Raw genomic sequence first — 17411 nt, forward strand, 5'->3', positions numbered from 1 at the left:
TCAATCGTTGTTTGAATCTCGAGCGCAGCTACCCGCCGCGAGCACACGCTCGCGCGCTCGGGGGACGTAGGCCAGACGCCGGGGCGCGATCGCCAGCACGGCACGGACCGTCGCCGCGTCGGCCGCCGACGCGGCACGGTCGCAGGCCCACGCGGGGAGACCGAACATCTCGTGGGCGGCTACGAAGGCAGCGGCGGCCGTTCAGTAGACGTAGACGATCGCGTTCTCGCCGCCGGTGCAGGTGACCAGGCCGTCGTCCGGGACGCAGGTCATGGTGTACGAGCGGCCGGTGACGGGGCTGACGGCGGTGATCGTCTGCGGCGCACGGGTGCCGGGGGTGGCCTCGGCGGCGTAGGCGCGGCGGACCTCCTCGGCGAAGGGGCAGCTGGTCACCGAATTGCCCGCCGCCGCATTGCCGTTGGGCGTGCTGGAGGTGCTGCCGCAGGTCTTCGCGCCCGCAGGCAGCTGGACCCGGGTCGTGGTCGTGGTCGTGGGCCTGGCGCTGGTGGCGGGCGGCGGCGCGGCCCCGGTGGGCCGGGCGGCGGTGGTCGCCACCGGGACGGTGCCCTCGCTCGCGGTGGTGTCGGTGTCGCCGCCACCGAACATCCGCCAGGCGACCAGGCCGCCCGCGACGAGCACCAGGACGACCGCCAGGGCGGCCAGGAGCGGCAGCGCCATCGCCCGCCCGCGTTCCGGGCCGGGCGGGGCGTAGTCGTGCGGGTCGCCGTAGCCGGGCTGCGCGTGGCGGTCGCGCCGGGGGTCGGCGTAGGGCTCGCCGGGGGCCGCGTACTCCGCGCCCGCGTACGGGTCGGGGTGGTGTCCCGGCTGACCGCCGTACGGATCGGGGTGGCCGTACCGGTCGCGGTCGTCCGGTATCGCGCTGTAGGCCTGAACCCCGTGCGGATCACCGGGGCCGTAGGCGGCGTGCGGATCGGGGTGGGGCTCGGCGTGACCAGCGCCGTGCGGTGCCGCCGGCCCGAACGCATGCGGTGGGTAGGGCTGGTGGAGGGCGCGGGTGGCCGGGGCGGCGGGGTCGTCGTAGCGCGCGGTCTCCGGGGCGGGCTGACGGACCTCCGGCACCGGCGGCACCGGGTAACGCGTGGTCTCCGGCGCGGTGAAGGCGGGCCGGTCCGTGTCGCTGTAGGCCCGGGCGCCGACATAGCCGACCGGCTCGTCGGCGGGCGCGCGCCCGGTCACGGGGTAGGTGCCCGACGGGTGTTCGTCGGAGTAGGGCTGGGCGGCCGGCGCCGGTGGATCGTCGTGCGCGACAACGGGTCCGCCCGGCCCGGGCGAGGCCGCGCTGGTCGACACCGTGGGCGGGGCCACCCGCGGCGCGGCAGCCGCCGGCGCGGACGCGACCGGGCTCGGGGCGACCGGCGGCACCGCGGGCATCGGAGCACTGACCGACTCGCTGCCGTACCGCTGCGACTCCGGGTAGAGATGCTCGTCCGGGAACGGCCGCACCTGCGGGATCGCGCCCGAGGCGGGCGGCACGATCTCCTGCTCCTGTGTGGGCAGCGGGCTGAACTCGAACTCCGAGGGCCGCACCACGGTCGGCGCGGTCGGGTGGATGACGGCGGGCACCGACATCTCCCCCGTCGACTCCGGTGGCAGCACGGAGGCCGCCACCGTCGGTTCGGACTTGGCGCCGAACCGGGACGGGTCGGGGGCGCGCACCACGAACGTGGGACCGGTGCCGGTGGTGACCGGCACGCCACCGGTGGCCGGGGCGGGCGGAACCGGCGCGGCGGGGGCGACCCCGCCGGGACCGCCCGGCCGAGGCGGGGCCGCCGTGTCGCGCATGCCGAGGGCGGCACGGGCGGCACGGGTCATCTCCAGCGCCGACGCGAAGCGGTCGGCCGGATTCTTGGCCATGCCGCGGGCGATCACCGCGTCGATGCTCGCGGGCAGACCGGGACGCAGGGCGCTGGCCCGCGGCGGCGGCTCGGACAGATGCGCCTTGACCAGCACGTTCATGCTGGCAGACGGGAAGGGCGCTGCCCCGGTGAGGCATTCGTGCAGGACGCAGGCCAGCGAGTAGATGTCGGCGCGGCCGGTGACGGTGCCGGAATCGAACCGTTCGGGCGCCATGTAGATGTAGGAGCCGACCGCCATGCCGACCTGGGTGATGGCCGAGTCGCCCTCGGTGTGGGCGATGCCGAAATCGGCGAGGTAGGCGAAGTCGGCATCGGTGACCAGGATGTTCGCCGGTTTCACGTCGCGGTGGATCAGGCCGTCGGCGTGCGCGGCGTCCAGCGCCGCGGCGACCTGTTCGACCAGGCGCACCGCGCGCTCGGGTTCGAGCGGGCCGGTGTGGTGCAGCATGGTGCGCAGGTCGGTGCCCGCCACCAGGCGCATATCGATGAACAGCACCCCGTCCAGGACGCCCCAGTCGTGGATGGGGATGACGTGCGGTTCGGCCAGCCGGGCCGCGGCCTGCGATTCGCGCCGGAATCGTTCCTGGTAGACGGGGTCCTTGGCGAGTTCATCGGCGAGCAGCTTCACCGCGACCAGCCGGTGCCGGGAGGTGTCGAAGGCTTCGTAGACCTCGCCCATCCCGCCCTTGCCCAGCAGGGAACGCAGCTCGTACGGGCCGAATCGGGTACCGACTCGCCGTCCAGGTCCGTCCACCGCCGTGCAACCTCCAAGTCTCGGGCCGCGGCGTGGGCTTCCAGCCGCCCGTCAGATGTTGGATTCTCCTGGTGAGACCACCCCGTGGTCAAACGCGAAGACGATGGCGGCGGCGCGATCGCGCAGGTCGAGCTTGCCGAAGATATGGCCCACATGACTTTTCACGGTGACCTCGGAGATCCCGAGTTCGGTGGCGATCTCCGCGTTCACCCGGCCCCGGCCGATCAGCTCCAGCACCTCGTACTCGCGGGCGGTCAGTTCGGCGAGCCGGTCGTCGCGCCGGGCGGGCGCGGGCCGCACGGTGCGGTAGGCCGAGAGCACCCGGCCGGTGACCGCCGGGTCGAGCCAGGCGCCACCACCGGCCACGGTCCGCACGGCGCGGATCAGGTCCTCGGCGGGTGAGTCCTTGAGCAGGAAGCCTGCGGCGCCCGCCCGCAGCGCGCCCGAGAGCAGCTGGTCGTCGTCGAACGTGGTGAGCACGAGCACGGGCGGCGCACCGGGCCGCGAGCGCAGCTGACGGGTGGCGTCGATGCCGCCGAGGCGTTTCATCCGCAGATCCATCAGCACCACATCGGGATCGGTGGTGGCGACGGCGGCGAACACCTCGTCCCCGTCGGCGCATTCGTGCACGACGAAGCCGTCGCGGCGGCGCAGGATGCGGCGTAGTCCGCCGCGCACCAGTTCCTGATCGTCGACGACCAGGACGGTCAGCGGGCGGTCGTCGGCCCCGTGCGCGGCCGTCACCCGCGCTCTCCGCTCTCGCCCGAGCACAGCGGCCAGGCGCGCCCACCGGCCAGGGGGAACCGGGCGCGCACGCTCCACCCGTCGTCGACCGGGCCCGCGGTGAGCCGCCCGCCGAGCAGGTCGGCGCGCTGGCGCATCCCGGACAGGCCCATGCCCTCGCCCCGGGCGGGCAACCCGTCGGGCAGGGTGTTGTGCACGAGCAGCGTCGCCGCGCCCGCCCGCACCCGCACCTCCACCCGCACCGTCGCGCCGGGCGCGTGCTTGACCACGTTGGCCAGCGACTCCTGCCCGATCCGGTACAGCGCCAGCCCGACCGCGGCCGATACCGCGTCCAGATCGGCGTCGACGTGCGCGTGCTCGATCCGCAGCCCGGCCTTGGCGAAGTCGGCGATCAGCTCGGGCAGATCACCGACACCCGGTTCGGGGGCGGGGCTCGCGGTGCGTTCGCCGAGCAGGCCGACGGTGCGCCGGATGTCGGCCATCGCCTGCCTGCCCAGCCGCTCGGCATCGACCAGCGCATCCACCGCCTCGTCCACGTCGCGGTCGGTCTGCAACGCGTGCCGGGCGGCGGTGAGGTGCAGCAGGGTGACGCTCAGCGAATGCGCGATGACGTCGTGCACCTCGCGGGCGATCCGCCTGCGTTCCTCCTCGGCGGCCTGCACGGTGCGGATGTACTGGCTCTCCCGCTCCTGGTAGAGGAAGCGGCGCTGATACCGCAACATCACCCCGACCAGCCAGCCCAGCGCGATCCCGGTGGTGTACATCTGCAGACCCTGCAATCGCTGTCCGCTCGCGCTCCACAGCAGGTGCCCGGCGGCGTCGAAGGCGACCAGTTCCGCCACGGCGAGCGCCGCGAACAGCGCACTCCAGCGCTTCGGCGCGATGGCGGCCACCTCGCCGACCACGACGACGAGGACGAACGGCGCCAGATCGGCGGGCACCGGTTGCAGCAGGAACAGCCCGGCCGCCACCAGCGCCGCCCCGCCCAGCAGGATCGGGGTCGGTGTCACGCCCAGCAGGCCGAACAACGGCAACGGCAGGAACAGCAGCACCACGGCCAGCACCGGCAGCAGCGTCGGGAAGTACTCGTGGCGCTGCACGCACGCGCCCACGCTGAACAGCAGCAGCGCCGCGTCGGCGCACAGCAGCACGGCAGGCGGGTAGTCGAACGGCAGCTCTTCCAGGTTCCGGCGGAACACCGCGACCGGCTGACGCACGAAGGCCGCCAAACGGTCACGGACGGTGCCGCTGCGCCGGAACGGCACCCCCGCGCGGACGCCCACCGGCGTGGCCTGGAGCACATCCATGCCGACCAGGCTAGCCCCGGCACCGCCCCGCGCACATCGTCCCGCGACAGGTCGGGAACTCCTACCACGGTAGGACGCGGATTCGGTGCCCAGGCACGACGACCGGGCGGCGCGGCGCCCGTAGCGTTGGCGTCGTCGGGCCGCCACACCGGCGGCGGACCACGGAGGTGATTCTCATGTCCTGGGCAGACCTGCACGAACGGACCCGCATCGTGCACACCGTGCTCGCCCGCGCGGCCGTCGATCCCGACGACCCCGGCATCTTCGACGGGCTGGGCGATCTGGACCGCCTCTTCGGCGGGCCCGAGGGGCTGCTGCTCGCGCTGGGCCACCGGTGGCGCAACCATCTCGACGTCAAGATCGAACTGGGCCTGGTGCAGGGGCGCTCGGCGGCGCAGATGTACCGGGAGCTGTGCGCGGAACAGCCCGAACTGCGCGCACTGCTGGACGCGCAGTATCGTCGCCGCAACCTGGACGCCGTCGCCCCGGTGCCCGAGCGGGTCGGCGCCCGCGGGCGGTAGCGACGGCGGGCGCCCTGCTCAGGTGGGGGGGCGCGGCAGCCAGAACCGAGTCGTCGAACAGAGTTGGGGACCAAGCCATGTCGGAACCGGCCATGCTGGAGCTCTCGGACATCACCAAGCAGTACCGGGTCGGCGGGCAGACGGTGCGCGCCCTCGACGGGGTGAGCCTGCGGATCGAGCGGGGTGAGTTCACCTCGATCATCGGCCCGTCCGGCTCCGGCAAGAGCACCCTGCTGCACCTGCTGGGCGCGCTCGACACCCCCGATGCCGGCTCGATCCGGTTCCAGGGCAAGGAGATCGGCTCCTTGACCGAGGAGCGGCAGGCCGAGTTCCGCAGGCACCAGGTGGGTTTCGTTTTCCAGTTCTTCAACCTGCTGCCCACGCTGAGCGCCTGGGAGAACGTCGCGATTCCGAAGTTGCTGGACGGCACCGGATTGCGCAAGGCCAAGCCCCGCGCGCTCGAACTGCTGGCACGGGTCGGCCTGGCCGACCGGGCCGAGCACCGGCCCGCCGAGCTGTCGGGCGGCCAGATGCAGCGGGTGGCGGTGGCCAGGGCGCTGATCATGGACCCGCCGCTGATCCTCGCCGACGAGCCGACCGGCAATCTCGATTCCAAGACCGGCGCGGCCATTCTGGAACTGCTGGGCGGGCTGACCGGCGAGGGCAACTCGGTGGTGATGGTCACCCACGACATGGGCGCGGTGCGCTACTGCGACCGGGTGATCACATTGCGCGACGGCACCATCGGCTCGATCGAACGCACCGAGCGCCGCGCCGGCCTGGACGAGGGCACGGTGCCCGCATGATCCGCGCCGCCCTGGACCGCCTGCGGCTGTTCAACCTCGGCCAGCTGATCGCCCACCCGGGCCGCACCCTCATGTCGCTCACCGTCATGGGGATCAGTGCCGGGCTGCTGGTGGCGGTGCTGAGCATCTCCGGGTCGGTCACCGGGTCGGTGGAACGGCTGACCCGCTCGCTCGGCGGCGCGGCCGTGCTGGAGGTCACCGGCATCACCGACGCCGGTTTCGAGCAGAACCTGCTGCCCGTCATCGAGGCGACTCCCGGTGTGGCACACGCGGTTCCGATGCTGCGCGCGCCGATCGGAGCGGACGAGGACCGCGCGCTGCTGCTCGGCGCGGACGCGTCGATCACCGCGCTCGGCAGCGAGCTGGCCGGGCCGATGGGCACCCAGGCGGGCAAGCTGCTGACCACCCCCAACGGCGTGCTGGTCGGCGCGGCGATGGGGTATGCCGAGGGCGAGCGCTTCCCGCTCGGCCGCGAGACGGTGACCGTCGCGGGCGTGCTGGACGCGCAGACCTCGGACAAGCTGAACGGCGGGCACATCGTCGCGGCACCCTTGCCGCTGGCGCAGCGGATCACCGATCGTGTCGGCAGGCTCGACTCGGTGCAGATCCTCGCCGCCGAGGGCGCCGACATCGACCAGCTGCGCGCCGACCTGACCACCGCGGTGGGCGGGCGCGCGGTGGTCGCCGATCCCGATCTGCGCACCGCGCAGGCGGGCGGGGCCATCCAGATCGTGCGCTACTCGACGCTGATGTCCGCCGCGGCCGCGCTGATCGTGTCGGCCTTCCTGATCTACAACGCGATGAGCATGGCGGTGGCGCAGCGCCGACCGGCGCTGTCGCTGCTGCGCGCGATCGGCGGCAGGCGCGGGCCGATGGTGCGCGACCTGCTCGTCGAGGCCGCGCTGCTCGGGCTGTGCGGCGGCGCGGTGGGCGCGGTCGTCGGCATGGTCATGGGCCGCACCGCGATCGACCGGTTGCCCGCGGCGATGGTGCAGTCGGTGGAGGCGCGCACCGAATACCTGGTGCCCGGTTACGCGGTGCCGGTGGCGGTGGCCGCCTGTGTGCTCGCGAGCGTGGCCGCCGCCGCGTTGGCCGCCCGGCAGGTGTACCGGGTGGCGCCGGTCGAGGCGCTGGCGCCGGTCGAGGCGAGCGGCGGCGAACGCGGCGGGCCGGTGCTGCGCTGGGCGGCGGCCGTTCTCGGCGTCGCGCTGGCGGTCGCCGCGGTGTTCGTCGCGCGCGCCGATCTGGGCAGGCTCTCGCTCGCGGCGATCTCGCTGTCGTTCCTCGCGGCGGTGCTGATCTGCTTCGCCGCGACCGAACCCATCGTGCGCGGCACGGCGGTGATCGCGCGGTGGTTCGGCGGGCCGGGCGCGCTGGGCGCGACCACCTTGGAGCGGGCGCCGCGCCGGGTGTGGGCGACGGCGATGACGGTGATGATCGGGGTGGCCGCCACGGTCGCCGTCGGGGGCGCGTCGCAGAACATGGTCGACTCGGCCACCGAGTCGTTCGCCGACCTCGCCGAGACCGACCTCTACGTGACACCCGGCTCGATGGCCCAGTTCCCCACCGGCCCGCTGCTGCCCGCCGACCTGCGCGCGCGGGTAGCCGCCGTCCCCGGTGTGGCGGCGGCCGAGCCCGCGCAGATGGCGTTCGCCACGGTGGGCAGCGGGCGGGTGATGTTGCAGGGCTATCCGACCGAGCGTGGCGAACTGCGGTCCCGCGCGGTCGACCGCTCGCTGCTGCCGCGGATGGACAGCGGGGAGGGCGTGGTGATCTCGCGGGATGTGGCGCGCTCGCTCGACGTCGACACCGGCGCGACGCTCACCCTGCAGACCCCGTCCGGGCCGCACGAAGTGGAAGTCCTGCAGGTGATTCCGTACATGTCGGCGATCTCCGGCATCGTCATGATGGACCTGGACACGCTGCGCGAGTGGTACCAGCGGCCCGGCGAGACCGTGCTGGCCGTCGACCTCGCGCCCGGCGCCGACCCCGAGACCGTGCGCGCGGCGATCCTGGCGGTGGCACCGGCCGGCTACCACGTGGACACCGGTGACGAGGCGGTGGCGGCGGTGTCGTCGAGCCTGCGGCAGGGTTCGGCGATGAGCCGATCGATCCTGTGGATCGTGGTGCTGGTGGCGACGGTGGCGCTGCTGAACACGCTGATGCTCTCGGTCCTGGAACGCCGCCGCGAACTGGGGGTGCTGCGGGCGATGGGGACCAGCCGCAGGTTCCTGCTGCGGTCGGTGCTGGCCGAGGCGGCCGGCATCGGCGTGGTCGGCGCGGCGATCGGCGTGCTGGTCGGCGCCGGTGTGCAGTATCTGGCGGGGGTCGCGATCGGGCACGCCGTCACCATCGACCTCGTCTACGAGCCGAGCCCGATCCTGCTGGTCTACGCCCTGGTGGCGCTGCTGCTCGCGCTGCTCGGTTCCGTGCCGCCCGCCCTGCGCGCGGCGCGCATGCCGATCGTGGAAGCGCTCGCGGTGGACTGATGCCTCGGCCCCCTCAGAGCGGGGCCGAAGCCCACCAGGCGCCCAGTTGTTCGTCGGCAGAGGGCAGGGTAGCCATCGGGTGCCGGGAGGCGCCGTGATGGCTGGCGTAGAGGAGGTAGGGGGCGCGGGTGGCGTCGGTCGGGAAGGCGACGACGAGTTTCGCGGTGTAGTCCAAGGATTGGCGCGAATCCCGGTCGACCCAGGCGTGCTGGGTGTAGGGCACGCCGTCCTTCCGCCCGTTCAGCCCGACCGCGGTCGGCAGGTCCTCGATGGTGTCGCGAGCCGTGGCGGACGAATCATAGTGCAGGATGGTGTAATCCACGCCGTCCGCGCTCCCCGCGCCGGCCCGGCACTCCCACGCCACCAGCCAGGGTCCGCCCGCCAGTATCTCGTCGTCGATCCGCAGGTTCTGCCCCCGCCGCAGCGCGATACAGGTGGTGTCGCCGTACCCCGGTCCCTCCGTCTCGGTGCCCTGCGGCAGCAAGCCGGGAAAAGCCCTGCGGCTCTGGGAGAACGGGTCACCCGACATCGATCTGGTGGGCCCCGGGGGTTGCGCGGAGTCCGCGGCCGATTCGGTGTCCGGCTCCCCGCTCAGCAACAACACCGCCACGGCGCCCACCGCGAGCACGAGCACCGCGACCACCCCGAGCACCACGGGGGCCACCCACCGCCACGCGCTCCGTGGTCGCGGTGGGTGAGCGGGCGGCGGGTAGGGCGGCGGGGCGGAGAACCCGCCGGGCGGCGGTGGCGCACCCGCACCGGGCGCCTGCCATCCCGCCGGCCGCGGGCGCCGGACGGCCTCGGCGAGGACCTCGGTGCGCGCCGCATCCCGCTCGCCGCCGTGGTCGTCAACGCGCGGACCGGCCGGCGGATCGTCCTCGTGGGGAGATCGCGCGCCCCCGGCGGAATCGGCCGCATCCGCAGCGGAGGGCGACGCGGTCGCACCGAGCGCGGGATCCGAGGACGGCGCGGCGGAAGCCGCGGGCTGCGCGGGCGAGACGATTTCCTCCCGCTCGACACCGTCCGAATCCTGTTCGGTACCACCGATATCGGGCGTGGCGTCCTTGTGCAAGCTCACGCGGGCAGGCCCGTCGGCGTCCGCGGACGCGGGCTCCGCCGGCCCCGGCTGCGCGGCGTCCGCCGGCCCCGGCTGCGCGGCGTCCGCCGGTTCCCGCGGCGGCCCGCCGCGCACCTCGTGGTGCGGGACGGTCTCGGACCGCGCGACGTCCGTATCGCTTGGGATGGACGAATCACCCTGTGCGGGAAGGGCCTCGGCCGCTGACGGGACGGCTGTCCCGGGCGACGAGTCGCGCGCGGGGACGGGTGCGGAAGCGGGCAACGAGGCGGGCGCGGGTGGGGCGGCATCGGGCCCACCCGCGCCCGGCGGTACCGATCCGGCCCCGCCCTGCTGCCCAACCGGATCGACGGTCGGCGTCGGCGCGGGCTGGGCGGGACCGCCCGGCGCAGGCTGAGCGGAGACTTCCGGCCCGACCTCACCGGGAACACCAGGCGCGGGCTGAGCGGGAACGGCCGGTTCATGCTGGTCTGCGGTAAGCGGCGCGGACCGCGAGGGACCACCCGGCGTGGGCTGAACGGGAGCACCAGGCACAGGCGGGGCCGGAACACCCGGAACAGGCTGGCCCGAAACACCTAACGCAGGCTGGCCGGAAGCGGGCGGCGCAGGCTGAGCCGGAACACCCGACGCAAGCTGACCCGGAACACCCGGAGCCGGACCGGCCGGGGCGGCACCCGGCGGAACCGAACCGGCTGCGCCCGGAACCGGCATCGGCGCGCCGCCCGGCGGGAATCCCCCCGCTCCACCGGGACCCGCGGGCACGCCACCCGGCGGGACGGCGTGGCCCCCGTGCGCAGCCGGTGCGTGGCCGACCGGCACTCCCCCGGGCGCCGGAAACGCCTGCGCGCCCGGGTAGGGGTGGCCAGGGGGATACGGCGTCGGCAGTGGCGGTGCGCCGGTCGCGGTGAGGGCTTTCCGTGCGGCCGTGGCGAATTCGGTGCAGGTGCGGTACCGGTGGTCGGGGTGTTTGGCCAGGCCCGCGGCGAGCACCGCGTCGAGGGCCGGGTTGAGTCCGGGACGGCGCACGCTGACGGGGACGGGGGCGAGGTTGAGGTGGCCGTGGATGATGTCGGCGGGATTGGCCGCGTCGAACGGGCCGACCCCGACCAGCAACCAGTACAGGGCGCAGGCCAGTGAGTACTGGTCGGAGCGGTTGCCCAGCGGTGCGCCGGTCATCTGTTCCGGTGAGGCGTAGGCGAGGGTCGCGGTGAACATGCCGGTCTGGGTGAGGTGGGTGGTGTCCTCGCGCAGCCGCGCGATCCCGAAGTCGCTGAGGAAGACTCGCTCGCCCTGGCCCGCGCTCGCCCTGGCCAGCAGGATGTTGCCGGGTTTGACGTCGCGGTGCAGCACGCCGCGCCCGTGCGCGTAATCGAGCGCGTCGGCGACCCCCTCGATGATCTGGACGGCGCGTTCGGGCGGCAGCGTCAGCGGGTTCACCGAGGCCGCGTCGACGCCGTCGACGTACTGCATGCTGATCCAGAGCTGGTGGTTCTCCGAGCCGCGGTCGTAGACGGCGACGATGCCGGGATGGTCGAGCTGCGCGGCCAGGTCCGCCTCGCGGTCGAAGCGGGCGCGCACCTGCCGGTCGGTGAACAGCTCCGGGTTGAGCAGTTTGAGGGCGGTGAGCTTGCCGAGCCGGGGATGGCGCGCGAGGTAGACCGAGCCCATTCCGCCCTGGCCGAGTAGTCGTTCGACGGTGAATCCCGCGAACACCTCACCCCGTTCGAGCAAGGCGTCCCCCTTCCTGTCCAGGTCGTCAGCCTACCGTCGCCGGATCGCCGCCTTCGGTTTCGATTTCTCGCGACTATCGGCAAAACTATCTAGCGCGCACCGCCGCCGCGCCAGTTTCGCAGGCGCGCGGATGCGTGCCGGGCGGCGCGATGCCGTACCGGGGCAGCACGGGTAGTTGGGGTTTGCGTGAGGTCGCTTCGGTGGATGTCCCTGGGCAGGTCGGCGGTACAGGGAGGTCTCGCGGTCACGATGCTCGTGCTCGCGTCCTGCGGGCTGATGGCGGAACGGGTGGAGCCGCAGGCGACGGTGTTGGTCGCGGCCAAGTCCGCGGCCTGGCGCGGGCACACCATCGACCGGCCGGACGCGCTGGCCGTCGAGTTCACCCAGGCGCAGCCGCGGCTGCGCGGGCAGGTGGGTCTGGCGATCATGCCGGTGGGCGGCAACCGGACGACGGTGTTCGGTGACTGGACGACCGGCCTGGCCTGGTCGACGATCAAGGTGCCGCTGGCCGTGGCGGCGCTGCGCCGCGATCCCGAAGGCGCCATGGCCGACGCCGAGGCTGCGATCACCGTCTCCGACAACGATGCCGCCGACGCGCTGTGGGATTCTCTCGGCGACGGGCTGGCGGCGGCCGAGGCCGTACAGCAGGTCCTCGACGAGGCGGGTGACGCCACGACGGGTGTGCCCGGCCCGCGCACTCGGCTCGACTACGAGGCGTTCGGCACGACGGAGTGGTCGCTCACCGATCAGGTGCGGTTCGCCTCCCGGCTGCCGTGCCTGCCGCAGGCCGACGCCGTCACCCAGCTCATGGGCCGGATCACCCCCGACCAGGGTTGGGGGCTGGGCACCATCGAGGGCGCGATCTTCAAGGGTGGCTGGGGTCCGGACGACGAGACCGGCGTGTATCTGGTCCGCCAGTTCGGGCTGGTCCCCGCGCGCAACGGGCTGATCGCGGTGTCGATGGCGGCCCAGGCGGAATCCGGCGACTTCACCGACGCCACCCACCTGCTCGACGACATGGCCGCGCTGCTGGCCCGGCACCTGGATCAGCTGCGCGGCGGCCACTGCGCGCACTGACCGCCGGATCAGCCCGGCGTGACCAGTCCGGATTCGTAGGCCAGCACCACCGCCTGGGCCCGGTCGCGCAGGTTCAGCTTCGAGAAGACCTTGGATACATGGGTTTTCACCGTCTGCTCGGCGACGAAGAGCGCCTCGGCGATCTCGGTGTTGGACATGCCGCGGGCGACCAGCTCGAGCACTTCCCGTTCCCGCGGGGTGAGTGCGGCCAGTTCCGGGGCGGGTTTGCGGCTCGCGGCGCGGCGGCTGGTGACCTCGGCGATGAGCCTGCGGGTGACCGTCGGCGCGAGCAGCGCCTGCCCTTCGGCGACCACCCGCACCGCGCGCACCAGTTCCTCGGCGGGCGCGTCCTTGAGCAGGAACCCGCTGGCACCGATGCTCAGCGCCTCGTAGACGTAGTCGTCGATGTCGAACGTGGTGAGCATCAGCACCCGCACCGGCGGATCGAAGCCGGCCGCGAGGATGGCCCGCGCGGCGTCGAGTCCGTTCATCTCCGGCATGCGCACGTCCATGAGCACCACATCCGGACGCAGGCGCTTGGCCTCGGCGACCGCAACCTTGCCGTCCGGCGCGTCGCCGACCACGCTGATGTCTGGTTGGGCGGCCAGCAGCGCGCCGAAGCCCTGCCGCACCATTGCCTGGTCGTCGGCGATGAGAACCGTTGTTGCCACTCGCCCACCCTAATTGCCGCGCGGCAGACTCCCCGGTGTGGTGTTCGATCGCGCGGTGCTCACGCCCCGCGACCGGTGGCGTCGACCGGCGCGGGCTGCGCCACGACGGCAGAATCCGGCGCGACCGATGCGGCCGGCGCGACCGATGCGGCGGGCACGGCCGGCGCGGCGACCGTGACGACGGGGTCGGGGGTCAGCGGCATCCGGGCGCGCACCTCGAAACCGCCGTCGGCGGTCGATTCCGCGACGAGTTCGCCACCGGCGGCCAGTGCCCTGGCCCGCATCCCCGCGATGCCGTGCCCGCCGTTGCCCGCGGACCCGGCCGGGGCCGCCGCCGGGCCGTTGACGACCAGCAGGTCGAGGGTGTCGGCACAGCGCAGGGTCACCCGGACGGCCGCGCCCGGCGCGTGCCGGGACGCATTGGACAGCGACTCCTGCACGATCCGGTACAGCGCGAGCCCGGTGGTGTCGGCGACCCGCGACAGGTCGCCCTCGACGGTCCAGTCGATGTCGACACCCGCGCGGCGGGCACCCTCGAACAGGGCGAGCACCTCCCCCGCCTTCGGCTGCGGGGAGTGCTCGGGCGCCACACCGTCGCTGCGCAGCACCCCGAGCATCCCGCGGATCTCGTTGAGCGCCTCGCGCGCGGTGGTGGAGATGGATTCGAACTCCGCGCGCGCGGCCTCGTTCACGCCCGCCACCCGGTAGGGCGCGGTCTGCGCCTGCACCACCACCAGCGACATGTGGTGAGCCACGACGTCGTGCAGGTCGCGCGCGATGCGCGCCTTCTCCTCGAGGATGGCGCGGCGGGCCCGCTCCAGCTCGTTCTCCTCCTCCTGGCGCACCAGTTGCCTGCGGGAGAGCACCAGCCAGCGGATGAGCATCGCGAACAGCACGACCACCGTCAGCGCGATCGGCCAGCCCCAGGCCGCGTTGGCGAACGCCTCGCCCTCACCGGGCATGGTGGTGCCGAACAGCAGCGAGGTCGACGCCCAGGCCAGCAGCACCAGCTGCATCGGCGCGCGCAGTCCCACCGCGAACAGCAGCACGATCAGCGAGAGCACGTGCACGACCTGGAACGGCATCTCGTTGGCCGGCTGGTGCGGGATCGCGAGCGCGATCACCAGGGCGGAGCCCGCGGACACCGCCCAACCCAGTGCCGGGTTGATCCGCACCAGCAGCAGCGGGAAAGCGGCCAGCGTGGCGACGAACGGCTGCGCGCCCGGCGCGACCACGTGCGTCAGGTGCAGCGTCGGCCAGGCGACGGTGTAGAGCACGAGGACGACGAACACCGTCGCCAGGTCGAACCAGGCGGTGCCGCTCATCGTCGCGGCCTGCGCCCGCAGCCGGGCGCGCAGTCCGCGCCGCGCCACCGCCTGCCCCGTGTCCTGCTCCACGCTGTGTCCTCCGACCGTCGCTTCGGTGCTCGACGGCGCGGGATCCGCCGCCGTCGGGGATGCCCGCCGATTCCGTCGCCTGCCTCTCATGACTACGACACTAGGAACATCACCGTCGCGCGGCCTCATACCGGCGGGGTAATTCGCCCCCGTACCCGAGGGGGAGACCCGGCACGGGTGCGGACCGCACGGACGACGCGCGGACCGCTCCCCAGCGGGAGGCCGGACGCGGTGTCGCGTTCCTAGCGTCGGTAGCCATGCAGACTTCGAACTCCGCCGCCGACCGGCCGGTGTCGCGACGCCGCGCCACCGCGCTGGCCGCCCTGGCCGCCGCGTCGGCCGTCGTCGTCCTCACCCCCACCGCCGGGGCCGCCGTATCCGCGCCGCCGGCCCCCACCGCGGTGTCGAACAACATCGTGGCATCGAGCACCGCGGCATCCGACGACACCGCGACGGCGACCAGCCCTGGTGCGTCGACCAGCTCCGTGACGTCCGACAACCCGGCGACATCGGAATCCCTTGCGGCCGAGGCGATCTCGGCGCTGAGCCGTAATGCCGCCGAGACGGTCGCGTTCGTGCCCGCGGACTTCACTGCCACCTTCGGGTACCGGCCCGCGATGCTCGACGGACTGGTGGTCAAACCCTCGGGAGATTGCTCGTCCCCGGTGCCGCTGCCGGTCGAGTTCGACAGTGCCTGCAAGGCCCACGATCTCGGCTACGACCTGCTCCGGTACGCGGACGGCCGGGGTGCGCCGCTCGGCCCGTGGGCCCGCCAGTCCCTCGACGCCGCGCTGGACCGGAACATGCGCGCGGCGTGTGACAGCCGGCCCGGCACCCTGGCCCGTGCCCGCTGCACCGTGATGGCCGACGTGGCGAGTGTCTTCGTCGACCTCAATTCGCGCCGCCAGGACTACGGCGTGCCGGTGGTCGAGCCCGCGCTCGCCCAGCGGTTCGGTGGCGTGGGCGCCCGCGGGGCCGGCCTCGCCGCCGCCCTCACCGCCGCCATCGGGCTGGCCCTGGTGCTGGTCCGGCGCACCCGGGTGACCGGGTCGCGGCCGGCGGCCGGTCTCGGGTGGCGCGCCGGCGCGGCCGCGGAGGTGACGGCATGATCGGGCGGCTGCCGCGCGTGGGCACGAGCGTGGGAATCGGTGCGGGCGCGCTCCTCTCGCTGGCGCCCGGCCTGCTGCCGCGCACCGCGGGCGCGCAGGCGATCCTCACCGGTCTGCTGGTCGCCGCCGCGCTGGCGGTCGCCGCCTGCCTCGGATGCGCGCTGCGCAGAGCGGGTTTCGACACCGACCGCGCCTCGGCCCGCGGCCGGGCCCTGGTCGCCGCGGCCGTCACGGTGGCGGTCGGGCTGGCGGCGTGGCGGGCCGGGCACTGGCAGAACGGGCTGCGCGCGGCCATGGGGACCGCGCCCATCGATCCCGGGTACTGGGTGCGGTGCGGGTTCGGGGCGGTACTGGTCGGCGGCGCGCTGGTGGGTCTCGGGCGCGGACTGCGGTATTCGATCCGGAAGCTCGGGCGGGCACGGGTGCTGGCCGCGGGCCTGGTGACGGGGTTGGCGGGGTGGTTCGTGCTGGTTCCCGGGGTCGCCGACTGGCGGATGCAGACCTACGCGGCGGCCAATGCCGTCCTGGAGCCCGGCGTGGCACCACCGGTGTCCATTCATTCCGGCAGCGCCGATTCGGCGGTGTCCTGGTCCACCCTGGGGGCGCAGGGCCGCCGGTTCGTCGGCGGTGAGGCCGGCGGGCCGATCCGGGTGTATGTCGGCGTCGACTCCGCGCCCGACCTGGATTCCCGGGTGGCGCTGGCGGTCCGGGAACTCGAACGTTCGGGCGGTTTCACCCGCGGCAATCTCGTCGTGGCGGTGCCCACCGGCTCGGGCTGGATCGACGCCAACGCGATGGACGGCTTCGCCCGCCGCTTCGGCGACGACGTCGCCGTGCTCGGCCTGCAGTACTCCTACACCCCCAGCTGGGTGAGCTTCGTGTTCGGGCGGTCGCAGGCGGTCGATGCCGCCCGCGCGCTGTTCGAGGCGGTCGAGCGCCGGGTGGCCGGCCTGCCGCGGCCGCCGCGGCTGTTCGTCTACGGCCAGAGCCTCGGCGCGGTGGGCGGCAGCGCGATCTTCGCCGACGACGCCGACCAGGATCGGCGCACCTGCGCGGTGCTGTGGGCGGGCCCACCGGCCAACGACGCCCACCGCGACGGCGCGACGATCCTGGCCAACAGCTCCGACCCGGTGGTGCACTGGTCGCCGGCCCTGCTGTGGCGGGCCCCGGATCTCACCGGCGTGCGCCGGGACGCCCCGGTACCCGGGTGGCTGCCACTGGTCAGCTTCGTCCAGACCACCGCCGACCTGCTCGCCGCCCTGGACGCGCCACCCGGCCACGGCCACCGCTACGGCGCCGACCAGGGCACGGCGCTGGGCGAGTGCGCGACCACCGTTGACGGCCGCTAGAACTTGTTCTAGTTTTCTCGCATGGCCTTCGTCATCGATTCCACCGTCTACATCGACGCCCCCGCCGCGACGGTGTGGGAGGTCCTCACCGACTTCGACAGCTACGGACAGTGGAATCCGTTCGTGCTCGAATGCGCGACCAGCCTGGTACCCGGCGAGCCGATCGACATGGTCGTCGATCTCGGCGGCGGCAAGCCCAAGCGCCAGCGGGAGTACATGCGCTCACACACGCCGGGCCGCGAGTTCAGCTACACCATGAAGCCGATCCCGCTGGGCACCCTGCGCAGCCTGCGCTCGCACACCGTCACCGAGGTCAGCCCGGAGCGCACCCGCTACGAGTCGCACTTCGAACTCGGCGGCTGGCTGCACCCGGTGGTCGCCGCGGCACTGGGCGCCCGGCTGCGGCACGGCTTCGAGGGGATGACCGCCGCCGTCCAGCGGCAGGCCGAAACCCTGCGCGCCCGCTGAGGACGGCGGGCGTCCTCAGCGGCGCTCACACCCTGC

Annotated in this window: 13 protein-coding genes; 7 read left to right on the forward strand and 6 right to left on the reverse strand. The window is 73.6% G+C overall.

Features of this window, described 5'->3' with window-relative positions; all coding sequences use genetic code 11:
• Positions 1-201 precede the first annotated feature (201 nt).
• Genes CRM89_RS32270 through CRM89_RS14750 form a run of 3 tightly spaced genes read right to left on the reverse strand, consistent with a single transcriptional unit; the run spans position 202 to position 4682 of the window.
• Positions 202-2631 carry a protein kinase gene (locus CRM89_RS32270; protein WP_324188816.1) on the reverse strand — a complete coding sequence of 810 codons (2430 nt, stop codon included), beginning with the start codon at positions 2629-2631 and terminating at the stop codon, positions 202-204.
• 51 nt (positions 2632-2682) lie between these two features.
• Positions 2683-3375 (reverse strand): response regulator transcription factor, encoded by a 693-nt coding sequence (locus CRM89_RS14745; protein ID WP_011210780.1) that lies wholly within the window; start codon positions 3373-3375, stop codon positions 2683-2685.
• The gene (locus tag CRM89_RS14750) at positions 3372-4682 is read right to left on the reverse strand and encodes a sensor histidine kinase (protein ID WP_011210781.1); all 1311 of its coding nucleotides are present in this window, start codon (positions 4680-4682) and stop codon (positions 3372-3374) included. Before CRM89_RS14750 ends, CRM89_RS14745 begins: the two co-directional genes overlap by 4 nt.
• Positions 4683-4858: 176 nt before the next feature.
• Here CRM89_RS14750 and CRM89_RS14755 point away from each other — a divergent pair, with 176 nt between their 5' ends.
• From CRM89_RS14755 to CRM89_RS14765, 3 genes are all read left to right on the forward strand, one after another.
• Complete coding sequence (locus CRM89_RS14755; protein ID WP_060594796.1) at positions 4859-5203, forward strand: hypothetical protein; 345 nt, start codon at positions 4859-4861, stop codon at positions 5201-5203.
• A 77-nt stretch (positions 5204-5280) separates the two neighbouring features.
• Positions 5281-6009: an ABC transporter ATP-binding protein gene (locus tag CRM89_RS14760; protein WP_011210783.1), complete on the forward strand. Its 729-nt coding sequence runs from the start codon at positions 5281-5283 to the stop codon at positions 6007-6009.
• Positions 6006-8498: an FtsX-like permease family protein gene (locus CRM89_RS14765; protein WP_098084439.1), complete on the forward strand. Its 2493-nt coding sequence runs from the start codon at positions 6006-6008 to the stop codon at positions 8496-8498. The genes CRM89_RS14760 and CRM89_RS14765 overlap by 4 nt, the downstream gene beginning before the upstream one ends.
• Positions 8499-8511: 13 nt before the next feature.
• On the opposite strand, the gene CRM89_RS32275 is transcribed toward CRM89_RS14765, so the two are convergent.
• The gene (locus CRM89_RS32275; protein WP_098084442.1) at positions 8512-11304 is read right to left on the reverse strand and encodes a serine/threonine-protein kinase; all 2793 of its coding nucleotides are present in this window, start codon (positions 11302-11304) and stop codon (positions 8512-8514) included.
• Positions 11305-11553: 249 nt separating this feature from the next.
• On the opposite strand from CRM89_RS32275, the gene CRM89_RS14775 reads away from it, so the two are divergent.
• Positions 11554-12381: a hypothetical protein gene (locus tag CRM89_RS14775; protein WP_228790404.1), complete on the forward strand. Its 828-nt coding sequence runs from the start codon at positions 11554-11556 to the stop codon at positions 12379-12381.
• Positions 12382-12389: 8 nt separating this feature from the next.
• On the opposite strand, the gene CRM89_RS14780 is transcribed toward CRM89_RS14775, so the two are convergent.
• Both CRM89_RS14780 and CRM89_RS14785 read right to left on the reverse strand, forming a co-directional pair.
• Positions 12390-13052 (reverse strand): response regulator transcription factor, encoded by a 663-nt coding sequence (locus CRM89_RS14780; protein ID WP_011210787.1) that lies wholly within the window; start codon positions 13050-13052, stop codon positions 12390-12392.
• A gap of 59 nt (positions 13053-13111) precedes the next feature.
• A complete protein-coding gene (locus CRM89_RS14785) occupies positions 13112-14449 on the reverse strand; it encodes a sensor histidine kinase (RefSeq protein ID WP_098084444.1) in 1338 nt (445 codons plus the stop codon).
• A 257-nt stretch (positions 14450-14706) separates the two neighbouring features.
• Between CRM89_RS14785 and CRM89_RS14790 the strand changes: the two genes are divergently transcribed.
• Genes CRM89_RS14790 through CRM89_RS14800 form a run of 3 tightly spaced genes read left to right on the forward strand, consistent with a single transcriptional unit; the run spans position 14707 to position 17375 of the window.
• Positions 14707-15558, forward strand: a complete 852-nt coding sequence (locus CRM89_RS14790; protein WP_195039548.1) for a hypothetical protein — start codon at positions 14707-14709, stop codon at positions 15556-15558.
• Positions 15555-16907, forward strand: coding sequence for an alpha/beta-hydrolase family protein (locus CRM89_RS14795; protein ID WP_098086996.1), 1353 nt, complete (start codon positions 15555-15557; stop codon positions 16905-16907). The genes CRM89_RS14790 and CRM89_RS14795 overlap by 4 nt, the downstream gene beginning before the upstream one ends.
• Before the next feature lie 21 nt (positions 16908-16928).
• Entirely contained in the window at positions 16929-17375 is a 447-nt protein-coding gene (locus CRM89_RS14800; RefSeq protein ID WP_098084447.1) for an SRPBCC domain-containing protein, read from the forward strand.
• Positions 17376-17411: the final 36 nt, after the last annotated feature.

Source organism: Nocardia sp. FDAARGOS_372, assembly GCF_002554515.1.
Lineage (GTDB): Bacteria > Actinomycetota > Actinomycetes > Mycobacteriales > Mycobacteriaceae > Nocardia > Nocardia farcinica.